This is a genomic window from Pseudooceanicola sediminis (assembly GCF_003575965.1).
In the GTDB taxonomy this organism is placed as follows: Bacteria; Pseudomonadota; Alphaproteobacteria; order Rhodobacterales; family Rhodobacteraceae; genus Pseudooceanicola; species Pseudooceanicola sediminis.
In genome coordinates this window covers 32,781-52,230 of sequence record NZ_QWJJ01000015.1, presented here as the reverse complement: position 1 = coordinate 52,230, position 19,450 = coordinate 32,781, and the positions used below count along the sequence as shown (strand labels likewise).

At 63.0% G+C, this 19,450-nt stretch carries 17 protein-coding genes and 1 tRNA gene; 10 read left to right on the top strand and 8 right to left on the bottom strand.

Annotated elements, in window-relative coordinates; translation table 11 throughout:
• Position 1: 1 nt before the first annotated feature.
• The 4 genes from DL237_RS15990 to DL237_RS15975 form a co-directional block, all read right to left on the bottom strand.
• On the bottom strand, positions 2-547 hold the full coding sequence (locus DL237_RS15990) for a TRAP transporter small permease (protein ID WP_119400096.1): 546 nt from the start codon (positions 545-547) through the stop codon (positions 2-4).
• 13 nt (positions 548-560) lie between these two features.
• Complete coding sequence (locus tag DL237_RS15985) at positions 561-1,571, bottom strand: TRAP transporter substrate-binding protein (RefSeq protein WP_119400095.1); 1,011 nt, start codon at positions 1,569-1,571, stop codon at positions 561-563.
• A 39-nt stretch (positions 1,572-1,610) separates the two neighbouring features.
• Positions 1,611-3,101, bottom strand: a complete 1,491-nt coding sequence (locus tag DL237_RS15980) for an aldehyde dehydrogenase (protein WP_119400094.1) — start codon at positions 3,099-3,101, stop codon at positions 1,611-1,613.
• A 178-nt stretch (positions 3,102-3,279) separates the two neighbouring features.
• Positions 3,280-4,452, bottom strand: coding sequence for an FAD-dependent oxidoreductase (locus tag DL237_RS15975; protein WP_119400093.1), 1,173 nt, complete (start codon positions 4,450-4,452; stop codon positions 3,280-3,282).
• Between the two features lie 148 nt (positions 4,453-4,600).
• Between DL237_RS15975 and DL237_RS15970 the strand changes: the two genes are divergently transcribed.
• On the top strand, positions 4,601-5,398 hold the full coding sequence (locus DL237_RS15970; RefSeq protein WP_158585667.1) for a GntR family transcriptional regulator: 798 nt from the start codon (positions 4,601-4,603) through the stop codon (positions 5,396-5,398).
• Between the two features lie 72 nt (positions 5,399-5,470).
• Positions 5,471-6,079, top strand: coding sequence for a cysteine hydrolase family protein (locus DL237_RS15965; RefSeq protein ID WP_119400091.1), 609 nt, complete (start codon positions 5,471-5,473; stop codon positions 6,077-6,079).
• Positions 6,080-6,143: 64 nt separating this feature from the next.
• On the opposite strand, the gene DL237_RS15960 is transcribed toward DL237_RS15965, so the two are convergent.
• Complete coding sequence (locus tag DL237_RS15960; protein ID WP_119400090.1) at positions 6,144-7,004, bottom strand: isocitrate lyase/PEP mutase family protein; 861 nt, start codon at positions 7,002-7,004, stop codon at positions 6,144-6,146.
• Complete coding sequence (locus tag DL237_RS15955; RefSeq protein ID WP_119400089.1) at positions 7,001-7,825, bottom strand: GntR family transcriptional regulator; 825 nt, start codon at positions 7,823-7,825, stop codon at positions 7,001-7,003. Before DL237_RS15955 ends, DL237_RS15960 begins: the two co-directional genes overlap by 4 nt.
• 153 nt (positions 7,826-7,978) lie before the next feature.
• Between DL237_RS15955 and DL237_RS15950 the strand changes: the two genes are divergently transcribed.
• The 5 genes from DL237_RS15950 to leuD all read left to right on the top strand — a co-directional run bounded on the left by DL237_RS15950 (position 7,979) and on the right by leuD (position 13,269).
• On the top strand, positions 7,979-8,992 hold the full coding sequence (locus DL237_RS15950) for a tripartite tricarboxylate transporter substrate binding protein (protein ID WP_119400088.1): 1,014 nt from the start codon (positions 7,979-7,981) through the stop codon (positions 8,990-8,992).
• A gap of 213 nt (positions 8,993-9,205) precedes the next feature.
• Positions 9,206-9,697, top strand: coding sequence for a tripartite tricarboxylate transporter TctB family protein (locus DL237_RS15945; RefSeq protein ID WP_158585666.1), 492 nt, complete (start codon positions 9,206-9,208; stop codon positions 9,695-9,697).
• A 53-nt stretch (positions 9,698-9,750) separates the two neighbouring features.
• Entirely contained in the window at positions 9,751-11,262 is a 1,512-nt protein-coding gene (locus DL237_RS15940) for a tripartite tricarboxylate transporter permease (protein WP_119400086.1), read from the top strand.
• 13 nt (positions 11,263-11,275) lie between these two features.
• Positions 11,276-12,652 (top strand): 3-isopropylmalate dehydratase large subunit, encoded by a 1,377-nt coding sequence (gene leuC / locus DL237_RS15935; protein ID WP_119400085.1) that lies wholly within the window; start codon positions 11,276-11,278, stop codon positions 12,650-12,652.
• A complete protein-coding gene (gene leuD / locus DL237_RS15930) occupies positions 12,649-13,269 on the top strand; it encodes a 3-isopropylmalate dehydratase small subunit (protein ID WP_119400084.1) in 621 nt (206 codons plus the stop codon). The genes leuC and leuD overlap by 4 nt, the downstream gene beginning before the upstream one ends.
• Before the next feature lie 163 nt (positions 13,270-13,432).
• Here the strand turns inward: leuD and DL237_RS15925 are convergent.
• Positions 13,433-13,509 (bottom strand) — tRNA-Arg (locus tag DL237_RS15925).
• A gap of 256 nt (positions 13,510-13,765) precedes the next feature.
• Between DL237_RS15925 and DL237_RS15920 the strand changes: the two genes are divergently transcribed.
• From DL237_RS15920 to DL237_RS15910, 3 genes are all read left to right on the top strand, one after another.
• Positions 13,766-16,144: a methyl-accepting chemotaxis protein gene (locus DL237_RS15920; RefSeq protein WP_158585665.1), complete on the top strand. Its 2,379-nt coding sequence runs from the start codon at positions 13,766-13,768 to the stop codon at positions 16,142-16,144.
• A gap of 187 nt (positions 16,145-16,331) precedes the next feature.
• Positions 16,332-17,357, top strand: coding sequence for a LacI family DNA-binding transcriptional regulator (locus DL237_RS15915; RefSeq protein ID WP_199672121.1), 1,026 nt, complete (start codon positions 16,332-16,334; stop codon positions 17,355-17,357).
• Between the two features lie 13 nt (positions 17,358-17,370).
• The gene (locus tag DL237_RS15910; protein WP_119400082.1) at positions 17,371-18,582 is read left to right on the top strand and encodes a winged helix-turn-helix domain-containing protein; all 1,212 of its coding nucleotides are present in this window, start codon (positions 17,371-17,373) and stop codon (positions 18,580-18,582) included.
• A gap of 35 nt (positions 18,583-18,617) precedes the next feature.
• On the opposite strand, the gene DL237_RS15905 is transcribed toward DL237_RS15910, so the two are convergent.
• Complete coding sequence (locus tag DL237_RS15905) at positions 18,618-19,403, bottom strand: FAD binding domain-containing protein (protein ID WP_119400081.1); 786 nt, start codon at positions 19,401-19,403, stop codon at positions 18,618-18,620.
• Positions 19,404-19,450 lie beyond the last annotated feature (47 nt).

The following is a 19,450-nucleotide window of genomic DNA, read 5'->3' as shown; positions in this document are numbered from 1 at the left end:
GTCAGCCTTCCAGTTCCATCAGCTCTTCGGCGTCGTCGCGAAGGCTGGCGATATCGGGCAGATCGCCCTTGACGGTGGCCACCAGCCAGGACCAGGCGACAAAGGCCTGAACCGGGACGCAAATGGCCATGATGGCGGTGGTCACGTACCACCAGGGAGCCAGCATCACGCCGATTGTCCTGGTGGTGCGGCCGCCTGCCTCGAACTGGCCCGTGAGGCGGATGAACTGCCAGGTCAGCAGGCCGAAAAAGGCCAGCGTCAGCACCGCGCCGAAGGTTTCCAGCGCGGCATGGACACGCGGCCCGCCGAGATTGCCGAACACCCGTACGGTGACGTTGGTCTGGCGCAGCAGCCCGGCGGGAAAGCAGCTGGCGATGACGATGGGAAAGACGACTTCGCCGTAGTCCGAAAAGCCCGAGATCCGGGGCAGCCACATATAGCGCGCTGCCCCGTCCCAGGTGATCAGCAGCGCCATGATCACCAGGCCCATGAAGCCGATCACGGCGGCCTTCTGGGTGATGCGGTCAAGTCTTGCAGAGGTGGTCATGGCGCCCTGTCCTTCAGTCCTTGCCGCGGATTTCGCCGAGCAGCTTTACCGTTGCATCATAGACGGCCTGCCCGTTCGGGGTCGCCGCGATCCAGTCGTCGTAGATCGGCTGGACGGAATCTTCGTAGCTGGCCAGCTCTTCGTCGGTGAAGGTCATGAGAGAGATCCGGCCCTCGGCCTCGACCTCTTCGCGGATCGCGGCCCCGGCAGAGGCATAGGCGTTGCCGCCGGCCTCGGCGAAGGCGGCACCGCCATGCTTCATGACAATCTCCTGCAACTCGGGCGAGAGGCTTTCCCATTTGCGTTCGTTCATCAGCAGCAGGAAGGGGATCGCGCCGGCGGGGGCCTCGATGGCCTGTTCGACCAGCGGCAGCGACTTGAAGGTCTTCATCCCCGTCCAGCCCTGAATGGCGCCATCGACCGTGCCACGCGACAGGCCTTCGTTGAATTCGGCCGACGACAGGGTTTGCGGCGCGGCGCCGAGGCTTTCAAGCCACTTGGCCTGAATCGAGCCTGCCGAGCGGATCTTGAGGTTGGCCAGCCCTTCCAGGCTGTCGACCGGCGTGCTGAGGAAGATGGCGTTGGGTTCGGCGGCAAAGAAGCCCACCATGTGAACCCCGTCGAGGCCCGTCAGCAGGCCCATCTCGTTAAGCTTCCAGCCGACCAGAGACGCCTCCTGTGCCGTGCGGAACAGGAAGGGCAGTTCGAAGATGCCCATTTCCGGGAACTGGCCCGCCGTATAGCCCGGCAGCACCCAGGTCGCATCCGCGACACCGTTCTGTACCAGTTCGAATTGCTTGTAGGGGTCCTTGCCCAGCGTGCCGCCCCAGAAGGGTTGCATGCGCACGGTATCACCGGCCTCGGCCTGGACGGCCTCGAGCCAGGGCTTGATGACCTGGGCCACGCCGGTGGATTGTTCCGGCACGAAGGTGCCGACCTTGATGCTTTCCTGGGCCTGGACGGGCGCGGCAAGCGCGGCCACCGCAAGCGCGGCGGACATGGCGAATGTTCTGATATAAGACATGTGCGTTTCCTGATTTCCCTGTTGGATTTTATTGTACGCTCAGGCCCCGAACCGACGCAGCGGCGGGGGCGAAAGCGGGATCGTCGTGGTCTTCTCTTCTGTGTAGAATGCCTCGCAGGAGGCGCCGCCTTCGCGGCCCACGCCCGACGTCTTGAACCCACCGAACGGCGCGCGCAGTTCGCGCATCATCGGGGTGTTCACCCAGACCACGCCAGAGCGCAGACGCGGGGTCGTCGCCATGACGGTCGGCATGTGATCCGACCAGACATAGCTGACAAGGCCGAAGGCCGTGTCATTCGCGATGGCCACTGCCTCGTCCACGCCGTCGAACGGGATGAAGGTGGCGAAGGGGCCGAAAATCTCTTGCTGGGCGCAGCGATCGGCATTCGAGCGGGCCAGCACAGCGGTGGGAGAGATGAAATACCCCTCGCCCAGATCGTCACGCCGGGTGCCGCCGATCAGCAGGCTGCCGCCGTCCTCTCGGGCCGTGTCGGCAAAGGACAGGACGCGGTTCATGTGCGACAGCGAGGCAAGGGGGCCGACCTCGGTCTCGTCTGCCAGCGGATCACCGACGCGGACCTTTGCGGCGCGATCGCGGAAACGGGCGACGAAATCGTCGAAGATCGGGCGTTCGACCAGGATCCGGGACCCGGCCAGGCATTGCTGCCCGTTGTTCGAGAAGATCCCCTGAAGCGCCCCGTCGAGCGCGCGGTCGGGATCGGCGGAAGCAAAGATGATATTGGCGGATTTGCCGCCCAGTTCCATCGTGCAGGGCACAAGGTTGCGCCCGGCCGCGGACATGATCGAACGCCCGGTTTCGGTGCCGCCGGTAAAGCTGATCAGGTCCACGCCCGGATGCGCCACCAGCGCAGCCCCGGTGACGGTGCCCCGCCCGTTGACGAGGTTCAGCACCCCTTCGGGCAGCACCTCCTGAAGCAGTTCGACCAGGCGGGCCAGCGCCAGCGGCGTCTGTTCCGATGGTTTCAGCACGGCGGTGTTTCCGAAGGCCAAGGCGGCGGCGATCTTCATCGTGGCCAGCGCGATGGGGGCGTTCCATGGCGCGATCAGCGCGGCGACCCCCACGGGTTCGCGGGTCACGTAGGTCATGTAGCCTTCGGTCTGGGTATAGCTCTGGCCGGCGGCCTGCGAGATATATTCGCCAAAGAAGCGAAAGTTCGAGGCAGCGCGCAGCATGTGGCGGGCCTTGAGTTCCTTGAGAACGAGGCCGGTCGCGGCGCATTCCAGTCGCGCCAGTTCGTCGACGTTGGCAAGGATGGTGTCGCGGCAATCCTCCAGAACCTCGATCCGTTTCGCGACCGACAGGCCCGGCCAGGGGCCACGATCAAAGGCGGCGCGGGCGGCCAGGACGGCGGCATCGACGGCGGCGGCGTCATCTTCGGTCAGGGTTGAGATCTGCGCGCCGGTGGCCGGGTAAAACACCGGCAGATCGACGCCGCCGCCAAGGGACGGCTTGCCGGAAACCAGTCCGGCAACACGGGACGGCGGCGTGATGGGAAGGGCAAATGTCATAGTCTCGGGTCTTTCATGGCAGGTGGGCGCCGCCGTGCGAAGACTGGGCGCGCCCCGTGGCAGGGACCGCTGTTTCCGACGGCGGGAAATGGATGGGGCCGGCGAGGTCTGCGGGCGCGGCGGGGCGTGCGACAGCCCGCACAGGCAAACAGGACAACAGGCAGGCGGGGGTGCACCGTCATGCCAGTTCACGCGTGCGGCGCAGGCCGCTGATCATGGACGAGCGCAACAGGAAGTCACGCGCCTTTGCCGGGTCGGCGGCAATGGCCTGGAGGTTGCGCAGGTGGGTCAGTCGTTCGGTCTGGTCGGTCGTGTTCATGCGGCGGCGGTTTTCATCTGCCTGGGCGAGGATGTCATCGCGGGCCACCGGGCGCCGCTGCGCCTCATAGCGATCCAGCAGCGCGTCGTCCGCGCCGGCGGCCACCCCGGCCAGCTTTTCCGCCAGGTTGAAGGCATCGTGCACGCCCCCGTTCAGCCCCATCCCGCCCTTGGGTGAATTGAGGTGGGCCGCATCCCCGCACAGAAAGACCATCCCCTTGCGATAGGTCGAGGCGACACGGCGGTGCACGCGGTAGATACGCTTTTCGACGATGTCGATATTGCCCGCCTCCGGCACCACGGCAAGGGTCTGGGCCCGGATGGAGGCATCGCTCAGCGCGTCTTCGGGGCTTTGCCCGTCTTCTGGGTGCAGCGAGACGCGCCAGAGATCGGGCAGGCGCAGCAGGGAGTAGGTGCCGCCCGGTTTCCAGATGTAGTTCACGCCGGACAGGTCATCGAGGTGCTGATCGAAGGGGAAATGCGTCGTCACCAGAATGGTGCTTTCAGGATAGGTCGTGCCCTCGAAATCCGCGCCGACGGCGTGGCGCACCAGGCTGCGCGCGCCGTCGCAGCCGACCACCGCCCAGCCCCGATGCGTTTCGCCGTTCGCGACGACACTGACGCCCCTTGTGTCCTGGGATACCGCGCTGACCTCTGCGCCGAAGTGCACCGTATCTGCGGGCAGCATCGCCAGCAGGGCACGGCTGAGGTTCGCCTGGCGGCATTGCAGCCGATAGGGGTGCGCCGTGTCATCGGCCAGCACGCCAAGGTCGAATTCGGCGCGCTCTCCCGTTTCGTGCATACGGATCTGCCAGGTGGGCGTGATCCGGCCCGCAGCGATCAGCTTGGCCGTGATTCCGGAGGCATCGAACATATCCAGTGTCGGCGGGTGAAAGGTCGAGGCGCGCAACTGGTCGGAAATTTCGCTCTCTGCCTCGAAAACCTTCACGTCGAACCCGGCGCTGACCAGTTGCCACGCAAGGGTAAGCCCGACAGGGCCCGCTCCGACGATGAGTATTGTCCTGTTCGCCACGCGCGTCTTTCCTTCCGTACATCAGATATGGCCCTTCCCGGGCAGGGTTGATATAATGATATATCAATAGGTCATTTAATTGGTATATAGATATATCAATGAGTCAACGTTAAAGATGACAGGCCAGACAACATTCGCGGGACGGAACGTGACAGCCCAAAATAACGCCACGCTGGATTCGGCCTCTCCGGTCCCGCTGTACCAACAGCTTTTTCTGCTGTTGCGAAACCAGATCCATGCCGGTGCGCTGCGGCCGGGCCAGAAGGTGATGGGCGAGGCCGAGCTGTGCGATACCTTCGACGTTTCGCGGATCACCGCCAAGCGGGCGCTGAACGAACTTGCCGACAGTGGGCTGGTGGTGCGGCAGCGTGGACGCGGCACGCTGGTGTCGGACCGCCTGCCCCCGCAACCGATGAGTTCGAGCATCGACGGCCTGTTGGAAACCGTGGGCCAGATGGGCCGCCACACCTCGGTGCGGGTGCTGTTTTCCGATATGGTCATCGCAAGCCAGGAAGCCGCCGCCAAGCTGCGGCTGGGCGGCGGCGACCGCGCCCTGCTGACGCAACGGGTGCGTTACCTTGCCGATCAGCCGATGTCGTATCTGGAGGTCTGGGTGCCAGAAGACATCGGAGCGATGATCCTGGGGCAGAAACCATCGCAGACCCCGGTGCTGATCCAGTTGGAGCAGGCGGGTGTTGCCGTCGCCTCGGCCACACAGACGATCAGCGCGACGCTGGCGGACGGGACATCGGCGTCGGCATTGGGCGTGCCCATGGGCGCGCCGCTGATCGATTCGCGGCGGGTGGTCTTTGATGCCGGCGGGCGGCCTGTCGAATTCATCCGGGTTCTCTATCGCCCCGAACTTTATCACTACGAGATTTCGATGCAGCGGGTCGAAGGCGACAATGGCCGGTCCTGGATACCCGGTTCTGCGCCGCAGGTCTGACCCGCCGCATCGCCCCCCCCCCCCCACTCCCTCTCTCTCTCTCGCCCCTCCCCGCCCCCAAGGAGACATTTCATGAGCCACGCGTTTGACCCTGCCCGCACCGCCCTGCTGACAATCGACCTTCAGAACGATTTTCTGGATCCGAAGGGGGCCTATGGGCGTGCAGGGCAGACCGCAGACGAGATTCTGCCCCTGCCCGGCCGTATCCGTCCGGTGGCAGATGCCCTTCGCGCGAAGGGGGGCAGCTATGTTTCTGCCCAGTTCACGCTGGTGCCGCACCAGGGGCGTGATCCGCTGATTGCGCCGCACCTGAAGGAGCTGCGCCCCTTTCTGGGACGGGGCGATTTCGAGCCGGGCGCATGGGGGCATCACCTTGTCGACACCCTGCAACCGGCGGATTTCACCGTCGAAAAGATCAACTACTCGGCATTCTACCAGACCCGCCTGGAATACATCCTGCGCCATATCGGGGCGGATACGCTGATCGTTGGCGGGATCGTCACAAATGGCGGTGTGGCCAGCACATTGCGCGATGCGCATCTGCGCGGGCTTCACACGATCATGTTGTCGGACGGTTGCGCGGCCTTTCGGCAGGAGGTGCACGATGCCACGCTGGTATCGCTGGGATCGGTGACGGAGATCATGACCTGCGCGCAGGCGACAGACATGATCCTGGCCTGACACCGGGATATGGCGGGCGCTGACGAAGGCGAGGCGTGCGCCGCACCGCCTTCGAGAGCACGGATCATTCGTAGCGCGCGCCGTTTTCCAGCATTTCCGGCAGGCCGATCGCGCGGTTCAGTTCGTCGAAATCCGCCATCCGCGCCTTGAACGGTGCGTTGCTGCCATTGTCCCTGAGCGAGGCATAATAGGCCTGGCCCTGACGCAGCATGGCGCGGGCGATGCCACCGGGAAAGATGACGAGGCGGAACCCTCTGGCGTGCAGTTCCTGCGCGGAGCCCATCGGCGTCTGGCCGCCCTCGACCATGTTCGCCAGCAGCGGCAGGCGGTCGCGGAAGCGCGCGGCGATCTGATCCATCTGCGCCAGAGAGCGGGGTGCTTCGATAAAGAGCACATCGGCACCGGCTTCGACATAGAGTTCGGCGCGGTCGAGCGCTGCATCGAAATCTTCGACGGCGATGGCATCGGTGCGGGCGATGATCTGAAAGTCGCTGGACTGACGGGCATCCACCGCTGCGCGGATCTTGCCCACCATCTCCTCTGCCGGGATCAGTTTCTTGCCGGCCAGGTGCCCGCAGCGCTTGGGAAAGCTCTGATCCTCCATCTGGATCGCCTGTGCGCCTGCGCGTTCGAACCCGCGCACCGTGCGCTGGACATTCAGCGCGTTGCCAAAGCCGGTATCGCCGTCGACGATGACCGGCAGACCGACCCGGTCGGTGATCAGCTCGATCGTGGCGATCACCTCGGAGACCGAGACGAGGCCGATGTCGGGACGACCGAGACGCGTGTAGGCGATCGAGGCCCCGGAGAGGTACAGGCAGTCGAAACCCGCCTGTTCGGCCAGCAAGGCCGTGAAAGCGTCATAGACCCCGGGGGCCACGATTCCGCGGTCGGCATCTGCCAGCAGGGTCTTAAGATTGGTCATGTCACAGCTCCGGTCGTGGTGTCTTTTGTCGTCCAGAAATCCGCCGCCGAGGTGCGGCTGCGGTCATATTCCATCTCGTGTTCATAGGTATCGGGGCGGTAGAGGCCGCTGATGTATTCCACCAACTGGCCGGCATCGTCGTAGACCTGACGGCGCACCGACAGCAGGGCCTCGCCCGGTTCGATGCCCAGCAGGCGGGCCACTTCGGGGGTGGCCAGCTTGGCCGTTATCGCCTGACGGGCGGTGGCGATCCGATGGCCGGCGCGTTCGATCAGACGTAGCAGCGGGGTGCGCTGCATTTCTTCTGCCGTAAAGCTGCGTCCGATGTCTTCGGGCAACCATGTGGTCAGGTGGCTGAACGGCACGCCTTCGTGACTGCGCACGCGCACCGCGCGCTGCATCACCGTTCCCGGCGCGGCCCCCATCATGGCGCAGACCGGCCCCGGCGCGACGGCGTAAGTCAGCTCGATCAGCTCCACATCCGTCTGGAGCCCCATGGCCACGAGGTTTTCGATATTGCCCGAAAGGCTGGCCCCGACATGCGAGGGCGCGGCGCGGGTGCGCACGAAGGTGCCCCTGCCGCGCTGCCGTTCGACCCAACCTTCCTGCGTCAGCCTGTCCATCGCCTTGCGAACCGTGATCCTGGAGACGTCGAACCGTTCGGCCAGGGCCAGTTCGCCCGCCATGGTCGCGGCATCGGCATAGACCCCGTCCTCGATTTCCTGGCGGAGGATCAGGTAGACGCGGTGATGCTTCGGCAAAAGGCCGTCGTCACCATTCTTGCCAGCTCCGGCGAGGCCGGGCCGAGACATTTCTGCCATTGGGTTCCCCTTCGTCTCCTCCCATTCCACGACAGGGATAGCGGCATTCCAGATCAAACCCAAGCCCAAATGTTATATTGACATGACAATAGGACTTGTTAGCTTCTGCCTCAGACCGATGAACCGATCAGTCGATGTTTTTGGGAGGAAACCATGTTCAGATATTCCGGCACACAACGCCGCAGCTTTCTAGCGCTTGCCGCGGCGACCTTGGGGTTTGCCAGCCTGTCGATCGCCGCCGGCCCCGCCGCGGCCCAGACCGCGTGGCCGGAAGACCCGATCACGATCGTCGTGCCCTTCAATGCCGGTGGGTCCGCCGACCGGATGGCGCGCACGCTGGCCGAACCGCTGAGCGAGGAACTGGGCGTGCCGGTCACCGTGGCCAACCGCCCCGGTGGCGCGGGCGGGCTGGGGGCGACCTATGTCAGCCGGCAGAAACCCGACGGCAATACCCTGTTGCTGATGCAGGCCACACCCTACCTGGCCAATGCCATCCTGGTCGGCGGTGCGCCGGTCAAATGGGAAGATTTCAGTTTCCTGAATGCCCAGTGGAACGATTATGCCATCGTCGCCGTGCACCAGGACAGCCCCTATCAGAGCTTTGAGCAACTGGTGGAGGCGATGAAGGAGCCCGGCAAGGTTTCGTCCGGCATCATCTATGGCAACGGCGGCCACCTGCAAACGCTGGTGTTCATGGATGCGCTTGGCATCGCGCAGGACAATGTCCGGTTCGTCACCTATGACGGCGGCGCGCCGTTACGTACCGCCCTGGCGGGAAACCAGGTCGACTTTGAAGTGCTGGCCGCCCGGGGCGCCGCCGCAATTCAGGACAGCCTGCGTGTGCTGGCCGTGGTCAACGACAGCAACCCGGACGGCATGGACGCGCCGCTGCTGAACGAAGCGCTGGAAAGCCTGGGCGCCGAGCGTCAGCCGATCATCGGCGGCAACGTGACCGGACTGTTGGCGCCCGCAGCCTTTGAGACGGAATACCCCGATCGCCATGCCAAGCTGGTCGCGGCCTACGAGGCTGTCGTGACCTCGGCCTCCTACAAGGAGGCTGCGGCAGAAGCAGGCATCGGCGCGGACTGGGTCGGCCCCGAGGCGAGCCAGAAGATGGTCGACGATGCGTTCGAGGCGCTGTCCGGCCTGTCCGACGTGGTCAACTGATCAGACCACGTTGCGTCGTATCGGCCGCCGCCGCGCGGCACGAACCCGGCGCAGGGTCCCGGAGCGGGGCGGGTGACATTTCACCCGCTCCGGCCTGAAACGGAGTTGGCCTGAAACCGGATCCGGGCCGAACACGAATGAAGACGCGCCGGGGTGGTGCCGCTGCATCAGCGGTACGCAATGCCCTTGAAATGGCGCTTTGGGGAGGGACAGATGCCTGAGAACAGCGAGAGGATCGATCATGCCGAAAGGCCCGATGCACCACGCCGCCGGTGGGGTGCGCTGGTGTTCGGTCTTTGCCTGCTTGGCGTCATGGCCTTTTACGCCTGGTCCGTGATCGAAGTGTCGCGCAGTCTGACCGACTATCTGCTGATCGTGCCCGCCGCCATCGTCGGTGCGCTGGCCGCGCTTTGGGCCGGGATAACCGACCTGAAACCGCCAAGGGGACTGATGGCTATCGCGCGCCCCAGGCTGCGTGACGAGGCGAAGCCACTGGCGCTGCTGGTGCTGACGGTCCTGTACGCCTGTGCCGCGCCCTTTGCGGGCTTTGACATCGCCACGGCCCTATTCATCGCAGGCGCGCTGTTCGTGCAGGGCGAACGGACGTGGTGGAAGATTGCGCTGGCTGCCCTGCCCGGCGCGGCGCTGATCACATGGGCCTTTACCGACCTTTTGCTGGTGCGCCTGCCGGTCACCTTTCTGTAAGCACGGGCGCCAGCGCGCACACGACCATTCGATGACATTCCAGGACATGCCCCATGATCGACTTCACCGCGTTTTCCGATGCCCTGATCCTGCTGGGCAGTGATCCACTGGCCTGGCTGGTGGTAATCCCAGGATTGCTGATCGGTCTGGTCTTCGGGTCGATACCCGGGCTGTCGATCTCGATCGCGATGGCCGTTTTCCTGCCGGCGACCCTGTACATGGATTTCCTGCCCGCGATCCTGTTCCTGACAGCGATCTTTACCGGCGGCGGATTTGGCGGCGCGGTTCCGGCGATCCTGATGAACATTCCCGGCACCTCGTCCGCCGTGGCCACGGCGTTTGACGGGTATCCCATGGCGCGCAAGGGGCAGCATGGCGAGGCCCTGGGCGCGGGTCTGATCGCATCGGTCGTGGGCACGTTGTTCGGCTACGTGATCCTGTTGTTCCTGGTGGGTCCAGTGGCCAATTGGGTGTTGCGACTGGGCCCGACGGAAATGCTGGTCGTGGCGATCTGGGGCCTGCTACTGATTGCGGTGCTGAACGACAGTTCTGTCGCCAAGGGCCTGGCCGCTGGCGTGCTGGGGATATTGATCAGCACCATCGGCTATTCCGACACCGGACTGATGCGCGGCACCTTCGGCTCGATGTACCTGATCGACGGCATTCCCGCGATTCCGGCCCTGATCGGTCTGTTCGCCGCGTCGGAGATGATCAACATGGCCGGGCGTGATTACCTGATTTCCAACCGCGACCTGCGCCGCGTCAGCCTGAAGCCGATCCTGGCCGGAGCCGCCGCCACCCTGCGCAGCTGGCCGCAGGTCCTGCGGGGGTCGGCCATCGGGACGTTGATCGGCATCATTCCCGGCGTCGGGGCCTCGGTCGCGAACCTGGCCTCGTATGCCGCCGCCAAGAATCTGTCGGACGCCCCCGCGACCTTTGGCAAGGGCAACCCCGAAGGTGTCGTGGCATCTGAGGCCGCGAATTCCTCCTCCGAAGGTGGCGGCATGGTCACGCTGCTTGCCCTTGGGCTGCCCGGTGGCGCGGGAACGGCGATCTTGCTGGGCGCGTTCGCGATGCACAATGTCACGGGCGGGCCACGGTTCATTTCCGAGAACATGGACATCGTCTATGCGCTGATCCTGGGCAACATCGTACAGGCGGTGCTGCTGCTGGTCGTCGGGCTGATCTTTGTCTTCCTGGCGAGCTCGATCGTCAAGATCAGGCTGAGCTACCTTATCCCGTTCGTGCTGGCCGTTTCGATGATGGGCACGTTCGCGATCACCGGATCAATGGTCGGGCCTCTGACTGTCGCGGGGGCGGGCGCCCTGGGCTGGGTCATGCGGCGCTATTCATACCCCGTGACGGCCACGGTCGTGGGTCTGTTGATCGGCCCCATGGCCGAAGGGGAACTGACACGGTCGTGGCAGATTTCCGGTGGTGATCCGTCGTTCCTGCTGGGCCGTCCAATTACGCTGGTGCTGCTGGCGACGCTGGTCATCGTGATGGCGATCCTGCTGTTCAGCCGCGCGTATGGCCGGGCCAACAGCGCCCGACACCAGGCCTGAAAGGGAGAGGACCATGCAACAGGCGCCCCGCAATACCATCGAAAAGATCCGCGATTCCCATCGCGTCCTGAACGATGACGGCAGCGATCTTCTCTATGTCGACCGGCATTATCTGCATGAAGGGTCGCATCATGCCTTTGCCCGGATGCGAGAGGCAGGACGACAGCTGAGACACCCCGAACTGACGTTCGGTGTGGCCGATCACTATGCGCCCTCCAGCAGCACGCGGGCGACAGATGTGACAGGCACCATGATCTCTCGCTTGCGCCGCAACGCCGCCGATTTCGGGATCGACAGTTTCGACATCGGGGATCCCCGCCGCGGCATCGTGCATGTCGCGATGCCTGAACAGGGGCTGACCCTTCCCGGCATGACCATCGTCTGTGGCGACAGCCACACCGCCACGCACGGTGCCTTCGGGGCCTTTGCGTTCGGCATCGGCGCGTCTGAGGTGGCACATGTCATGGCCACCCAGTGCCTTTGGCAAAAGCCCACGCCCGTGATGCGGATCGACGTGACCGGGCAGCTGCAGCAGGGCACCACGGCCAAGGACCTGGCGCTTGCCATCATCGGGCGCATCGGCACTGGCGGCGCCACGGGCCACGCAGTGGAATATGGGGGGAGCGCGATCACCGCGCTGAGCATGGAAGAGCGCATGACGCTGTGCAACATGACCATCGAGATGGGCGCGCGTTCGGGGCTGGTGCCGCCCGACGAGGTCACTTTCGACTGGCTGAAAGGCCGGCCCCTGGCCCCGTCCGGCCCAGCGTGGGACAGCGCCCTGTCGCATTGGCGTACGCTGACACCGGACGAAGGCGCGCGCTACGACCGCAGGTTCGAGATGCAGGCCGCAGAGGTGGCCCCCATGGTCACCTGGGGCACCAGCCCCGAACACGTCGCGCCGGTCAATGGCCGGGTGCCAGAGGACGCCGACCCCGATGCACTGGGTTACATGGGACTGATCGCCGGGATGCCCGTCGAGGGCCTTGGCGTTGATCGGGCTTTCATCGGGTCCTGTACCAACGGCCGGCTGCGCGATCTGCAGGCAGCGGCGAATGTGCTGAAGGGGCGCCGGGTCGCCGTGCCCCTGCTCGTGTCGCCCGGTTCGGACGCCGTGGCACGCGCTGCCGAAGACAGCGGCATCGCGGATATCTTTCGAAATGCCGGCGCGGAATGGGGCGCCAGCGGGTGTTCGCTCTGCGTCGGCATGAACGGCGACCAGGTCGCCCCCGGCGAGCGCTGCGCCTCGACCTCCAACCGCAATTTCCGCGGCCGCCAGGGCCCGGGCGCGCGGACCCACCTGATGAGCCCCGAAATGGTCGCGGCTGCCGCGGTGACCGGGCGGATCACCGACGCCCGGACACTGCTGCAAGAGGAGCTACCGGCATGAAACCCATCACCACGCTTTGCGGTGCCGCCGCCGCGCTGCCCCTTGGCAACGTCGACACCGACCAGATCATCCCGGCCCGCTTCATGAGCAGATCCCGCTCGGAAGGCTACGGCGAGCAATGCTTTCACGATCTGCGCTTTGACGGCGCTGGCAGACCGCATTCCGACTTTGCGCTGAACGCCCTGCCCCGGCCCCCTGCTGTTCTGGTTGCAGGTGACAATTTCGGCTGCGGTTCGTCCCGCGAGGCCGCCGTCTACGCGTTGCTGGATTACGGTGTGCAGGCGGTGGTTTCCTCTTCCTTCGCCGATATCTTTCGGTCGAACGCGGGCAAGAACGGATTGCTGACCATCCAGCTGGCCGAAGCGGAGCTATCGCGGATTCTTGCGGCGCTGAAGGCCGACCCCGGCAAGGATGCCGAAGTGGATTTGCCGGCACAGACCCTGCGCATCGGCGAAATGGAGACCATGACTTTTGACATCGACGCAGGTCTGAAGCACCGTTTGCTGAACGGTTTGGACGATCTTTCGGCCACGTTGCAAAACGAGGATCAGATCGCCACATTCGAAGGCCGATATTTTGCAAACGCCCCTTGGGTGCGCCCCGATCCGCGCAGCTGAGCCCGTTTGCACCCTCAGCCGATGCCAAGCCCGGTAAGCGGCGAGGGTTGGTCCGGGCGTGGCAAGAGGCGGGCCGCACAGCAACAGCCAATCGAACGGAGCTGTTGACTGGCCGGGCGGCTCATCGCGCAGCACTGACGAGTGCATTCTGCAACGCGGAGAATGGTGACCCCGGCAGGATTCGAACCTGCAACCTGCCCCTTAGGAGGGGGCTGCTCTATCCAGTTGAGCCACGGGGCCACGGACGCGGAGGTCCGGTAGGCCCCTCATAACCGCTAGCACAGGGCTTGTCATCGGTCGATTCCCGACTTCGATGCGTTGAATGCCCGCTAATTTTGTCCTGCCATCGCGCCCAATTCGTACGAGTTTAAGGTGTCTTTAGGACGTGCCTGTCATCTGTGTCTGCAAACCAGAAGCCTCCGCGATCCTTTCGTCGGAGATTTCATGCTCACGCGTGGCCGGTCATCGGCCGACCATGTTCAAGAGGAATGACGGAATGACGGTAGTTTCAGGATCGGACGGATCAGGCCCCGCAAAGAGGTCCGGCTTTAACCCGCTGGGCAACATGAGACTTTCGGTCAAGCTGCCGCTGCTGATCACCGCCCTAAGCCTGACCGTCGGCGTCATACTGACCTATACCGCCTATCAGGATGCAAAGGCGATCATGGAATCTCAGCTCAAAAGCAATTTTGAGCTGACGATAGAAACCCGCACCAGCGGTATCCAGGGCCTGCTTCAAAACCTCGACCAATCCCTTCTGACACAGGCGGAAAACCCAATGGTGGTCGCCGCCCTCAACAGTTTCAGATTGTCATGGTCCGCGCTGCGCGAAAACCAGACGCAAGAACTCCAGGCGGCATTTATCGACAATAATCCCTACCCGCCCAGCGAGCGAGAAAAGCTGAACTCAGTCGGAGATGGCAGCCAATATGACAAGGTGCACGAAAAATATCATCCGTACTTCCTCCGGTTCAAACAAGCCCTTGGTATTTACGACATATTTCTGATCGATCTAGAGGGGAACGTCCTATACACGACGACCAAGGAGACGGATTTCGCCACGAACCTCCAGGATGGCCCCTGGAAGAACACCGACCTGGCGAATGCCTATCGCACCGCCATTGCCAACCCGCTTGGCACGCTGTCTTTCTTTGATTTCGCCAGATACGGGCCGATTGGCGAAGCGCCGGCGAGCTTTATCTCTACCCCCGTCGTCGGGCGTGACAACGCCCCGATCGGGGCGCTGGTCTTTCAGCTGCCGGTGAGCCGGATAAGCGAGGTCATGACCAATCCGTCGGGTTTGGGACAAACCGGCGAAGCCGTCCTGCTTGGCACCGACATGCGCCTGCGCAGCACGCCCCGCAACGTGGAGGGTCTGGACATCCTGAGCATGGTCCCCGAGGCCGACTTTATTCAGAAAATGCTGAGCAACCAGGAAAAGAGCTTTTCCGAAATGATCGGACTGTCGGGGAACAGGGTGCATAGCATGATCGCGCCGTTTCGCTACAATGACACCACCTGGGCCGTCTTGATCGAACAGGATTCCGAGGAACTGCTCGGCCCGATCAACGCACTGCGCGAGAAACTGTTGATCCAGGTGGCAGGCTTGATCCTGGTGATCACCCTGATCGGGTTGTTGGTCGGCAGATCCATCTCTCGTCCATTCGTCGTGATAGGCTCATCAATTCACAATGTTGCGGAAGGCGATCTGCGCACCCCTATTCCGATGACGGAACGCCGCGAAGATGTCGGTAATCTTGCACGCAACCTCGACAATTTGCGGGGCAAACTGGCGATCGCCGCTGACCAGAGGCAGCAGCAGGAACACCAGACACAACAGCAGCGTGAAGTCGTCGAACACCTGACCAGCGCGATTGCGCAGCTGGCTGATGGCAACCTGACCAATCCGATCAATTCAGAGTTCGCCGCGGAATACGAAAGTCTGCGTCAAGGTTTCAATGCCGCCCTGACGAAGCTGAATGACACGATTTCGGAGTTGGTTGGCGCAGCCCATGAAATTGACAGCAATGCCCACGACGTTGAAAATGCCTCCAACGACCTGAGCCAGCGGGCGATCGAACAGGCAGCAAACCTGGAGCAGACCGCCGCGGCCATCACGCAGCTGTCCGCGTCGGTCAAGATGACGGCAGATTCCGCCACCCAAGCCGACGACGTCATGCGCCGCGCAAAGGAAAACGCCAAGACCAGCGGCGCTGTGGTGACGCAAGCCATGGTCGCCATGGACAAGATCGCAACGTCCTCGCAAAAGATCACTCAGGTCACATCGGTTATCGAAGACCTGGCATTCCAAACCAATCTGCTGGCGTTGAATGCTGGTGTCGAGGCCGCGCGAGCAGGTGAGGCAGGGCGTGGTTTTGCGGTTGTCGCATCGGAAGTGAGAGCGCTGGCACAGCGCAGTTCCGACGCCGCAAAAGAGATCAATACGCTCATCCAGGAATCCGCCGAAAACGTCACTGGCGGGGTGGAAATGGTTGAACGTGCGGGGAAATCTTTTGAAAGCCTGATTGGCGAATTCGATAAGGTGTCCGTTTCGGTCTCCTCCATCGCCACAGCGGCACGAGAGCAATCGGTCGGGCTGGAAGAGATCAATACCGCTGTCGACCAGCTTGACGGCGTCACGCAGAAAAACGCCGCCGTTGCCTCGCAGGTCCATGGCACAGGCCGTGTCATGGTAACCGAGGCTGCCAAGCTGAACAGGATCTCGCAATCCTTTGTTTGTGACAATTCCAGTGTTCGGCGCGGTGTCGAAAGCAACGCGGCGCACACCGTTCCGGTCAAGGCGAAGGCGGTCGCCAACGGCGCGCCATCCGGAGGGACGCAATCCAGTTCCGGAGACACTTGGGCGGAATTCTGAGGAAAGAGAACCCCTCATCAGAACATAAAAAAAGTTGGACAGATGCCTGGCGGATCAGCATGGCATCTGTCTTTCTACGGGAGCAATTTCGATCAACACACCAATCGGCCACAGGCGCGGTCAATGGCAACTTGAAGAGAAGGCACGACGCGGGATAGCATCGTGAAAAATCAACAGGAATAGCCCCTTGTCAAAACCGCCCCTGCGCCCCCTGACCCTTCGCGACGTCTCAGAAGCATCGGGTGTCTCGGAAATGACGGTCAGTCGCGTCCTGCGAAACCGTGGCGACGTCTCAGAAGCAACCCGCCAAAAGGTTCTGCTGGCCGCGAAACGTATGGGGTATGTGCCAAACAAGATTGCAGGCGCATTGGCGAGCCAGAGAGTGAACCTGGTTGCAGTCATTATCCCCTCCATGTCGAACATGGTCTTTCCCGAGGTGATGACCGGGATCTCTCGGGTTCTCGAGACATCTCCGTTGCAACCGGTGGTCGGGATCACCGATTACCAACCCGAAAAAGAAGAGAAGGTTCTGTACGAAATGCTGTCTTGGCGTCCGTCAGGTGTGATCATCGCGGGGCTGGAGCATTCTGACGCATCACGCGCGATGCTCAAGGCATCGGGCATTCCGGTGGTCGAGATCATGGATACCGACGGAACGCCGATTGACGCGGCGGTGGGGATTTCCCACCGCAGGGCCGGGCGCGAAATGGCCAAATCGATCCTGCGCGCGGGCTATCGCAAGATCGGCTTTCTCGGCACGCGGTTGGGTGCGGATCATCGCGCGCGCAAGCGTTTCGAAGGCTTTACGGAGGCCTTGGCAAAGGGCGGCATCGAGATCTCAGATACAGAGTTTTACACCCAGGGGTCCGCACTGGGCAAAGGCCGCGAAATGACCCAGCAGATATTGGCGCGCAGCCCAGAACTCGACTGCCTGTATTATTCCAACGATATCGTCGGAGCGGGTGGGCTGCTGTGGATGATGGAACAGGGATATGATATCCCCGATCGCATCGGCCTGGCCGGGTTCAATGATGTCGAGCTGTTGCAGGGTTTGCCGCGCAAGCTTGCCACGATGGACTCCTGCCGGACGGAAATCGGCCGGCAGGCCGCAGAAATCATACTTGAGCGCGTCGAAGCCCCAGATACACCGCCGCGCGGCAAAGTCGAACTGACCCCCCGGATCAATTTTGGCGACACGCTGCGGATGAGTTGAGGCAGCAACGACCATGACCGAACCAGCCACGCGACCACTTTTGCGTAACGCCGCTGCGCGCCGCCTCTTTTTGCATCGCCATGAGCTGGGCACGTCGCCCAAGGGGAGCGGCAAGGGTGCCGATCTTCTGTCGCTCATACGGGCACTCGGCTTTGTTCAGGTCGACTCGGTCAATACGCTGGCGCGGGCGCACGACATGATCCTGTTCGCAAGACGGCCCGCCTATCGCCCAGGGAACCTTGCGCCATTGATTGAACGCGATCGGGCACTTTTCGAACACTGGACACACGACGCCGCGATCATTCCTGTCGAATTCCTGCCCTACCTGCGCCTGCGGTTTGCACGCGACGCGGCGCGAATGCAGGCGCGTTGGCCACGGTGGCAAGGCGAGGCATTTCTGGCGGAATTGCAGCAGGTGCGTGACCATGTGGCACAAAGTGGCGAAGTTTGCTCGGCGGATCTGAAATCGGCGGAGTCGGAGAAATCCACGGGTTGGTGGGATTGGCATCCTTCGAAAGCCGCGCTTGAATATCTGTGGCGCAGTGGGGAGATGGCGATTTCGCGCCGCCAGAGCTTTCGCAAATATTATGACCTCGTCGAACGGGTGCATGGTCATCCCGAAGTTCTGCCCGACGCTATATGCCTGGACTGGCTGAACAGCGCCGCGCTCGACCGCCTTGGCTTTGCCACCAGCGGAGAGCTGGCTGCATTCTGGGACATCGCGACACCGGCAGAGGCAAGATCCTGGTGCCAAAAAGAATGCGCAGCAGGCCGCCTGCAGGAGATCGACATCGAAAATTGCGATGGCGGTTTGCGCCGCGCATTCGCACGCCCCGGCGCGATAGAGGAGGCCGCCGCACTGCCGGAGGTGCCGTCCCGATTGCGTGTGTTGAGCCCGTTCGATCCGGCGCTGCGAGACCGCAATCGCGCAGAACGACTGTTCGGGTTTCGCTATCGAATCGAGATCTTCGTACCAGAGGCAAAACGCGAATACGGCTATTACGTCTTCCCGCTGATGGAGCGCGACCGGATGGTGGGAAGAGTGGACATGAAGGCAGATCGGGATGCAGGCGTGCTGAATGTAACGCGCCTTTGGCCAGAGCGGGGCGTTACCTATGGCGTTGGACGGCTGCAAAAACTTGCGTCGGAACTTGATCGGGTCGCGCGCTTTGCAGGGGTTGATCAGGTAAGCTTTGGCCCCGATTGGCTTGCCGAGGCCAAGTGATGCGTGGCCAGTTTCCCGGCCACGCAAACCGGGGTTCAGCTGATTGCAGACACCGCCCGACCAGTCAGAACCTTGCAAAGGTGGGCGCGGTATTCAGCCGTGCCGTGCAAATCTGTGATCATGTCATTGGCGGGCACGGCAAGCGCAGAAAGCGCCTCGGCGGAAAATGAATTCGACAGCGCGTCTTCCGCCTCGGCCCAGCGGAACACCCCCTCCTCTGAGGCGCCCGTGATAGCCACGCGCACGCCATCGGCGTACTTGGCCACGAAAACAGCGGTCAGCGCGAACCGCGAAGCTGGTTGTTCGAATTTCTGGTAATTTGCCGCTTCGGGGATTGGAAATTTGACCGCAGTGATGATTTCGCCCTCCTCAAGGTCCGTCGTGAACATCCCCTGAAAAAAATCATCTGCCGCGATTTCGCGCGTATTGGTCACGATGGTGGCACCCGATGCCAGCGCCGCCGCAGGATAGCAGGCGGCCGGGTCATTATTGGCGAGGCTGCCACCGATGGTACCACGATTGCGTACCGCCGGATCCCCGATCTGACCCGCAAGGTAGGCAAGCGCGGGATAGGCATCGGCCTGCGCAGCCACGGTGGCGTGGGTGGTTGTGCCACCGATTGTCATCACACCATCGGACACCGAGATGCCTTTCAGCGCCTCGATCCCCAACAGGCTGACCAACGTACCGGGTGCGTTCAGGCGTTGTTTCATCGAGGGTATCAGCGTCTGGCCACCGGACAGCGGCTGTGCCTCGTCATCCTGAAGCGCGGCAACAGCCTCTTCCACCGTCGAGGGTTTGACGAAGTCGAAATTATACATGGCTCTTCTCCCTTTGTGCGGACGGGCTTTTCCCGGCCCGCCACCCT

Coding starts and splice junctions, on each gene's coding strand:
- DL237_RS15990 (WP_119400096.1), bottom strand. CDS start 547: ATGACCACCTCTGCAAGACTTGACCGCATCACCCAGAAGGCCGCCGTG.
- DL237_RS15985 (WP_119400095.1), bottom strand. CDS start 1,571: ATGTCTTATATCAGAACATTCGCCATGTCCGCCGCGCTTGCGGTGGCC.
- DL237_RS15980 (WP_119400094.1), bottom strand. CDS start 3,101: ATGACATTTGCCCTTCCCATCACGCCGCCGTCCCGTGTTGCCGGACTG.
- DL237_RS15965 (WP_119400091.1), top strand. CDS start 5,471: ATGAGCCACGCGTTTGACCCTGCCCGCACCGCCCTGCTGACAATCGAC.
- DL237_RS15960 (WP_119400090.1), bottom strand. CDS start 7,004: ATGACCAATCTTAAGACCCTGCTGGCAGATGCCGACCGCGGAATCGTG.
- DL237_RS15955 (WP_119400089.1), bottom strand. CDS start 7,825: ATGGCAGAAATGTCTCGGCCCGGCCTCGCCGGAGCTGGCAAGAATGGT.
- DL237_RS15950 (WP_119400088.1), top strand. CDS start 7,979: ATGTTCAGATATTCCGGCACACAACGCCGCAGCTTTCTAGCGCTTGCC.
- DL237_RS15945 (WP_158585666.1), top strand. CDS start 9,206: ATGCCTGAGAACAGCGAGAGGATCGATCATGCCGAAAGGCCCGATGCA.
- DL237_RS15940 (WP_119400086.1), top strand. CDS start 9,751: ATGATCGACTTCACCGCGTTTTCCGATGCCCTGATCCTGCTGGGCAGT.
- leuC (WP_119400085.1), top strand. CDS start 11,276: ATGCAACAGGCGCCCCGCAATACCATCGAAAAGATCCGCGATTCCCAT.
- leuD (WP_119400084.1), top strand. CDS start 12,649: ATGAAACCCATCACCACGCTTTGCGGTGCCGCCGCCGCGCTGCCCCTT.
- DL237_RS15920 (WP_158585665.1), top strand. CDS start 13,766: ATGACGGTAGTTTCAGGATCGGACGGATCAGGCCCCGCAAAGAGGTCC.
- DL237_RS15910 (WP_119400082.1), top strand. CDS start 17,371: ATGACCGAACCAGCCACGCGACCACTTTTGCGTAACGCCGCTGCGCGC.
- DL237_RS15905 (WP_119400081.1), bottom strand. CDS start 19,403: ATGTATAATTTCGACTTCGTCAAACCCTCGACGGTGGAAGAGGCTGTT.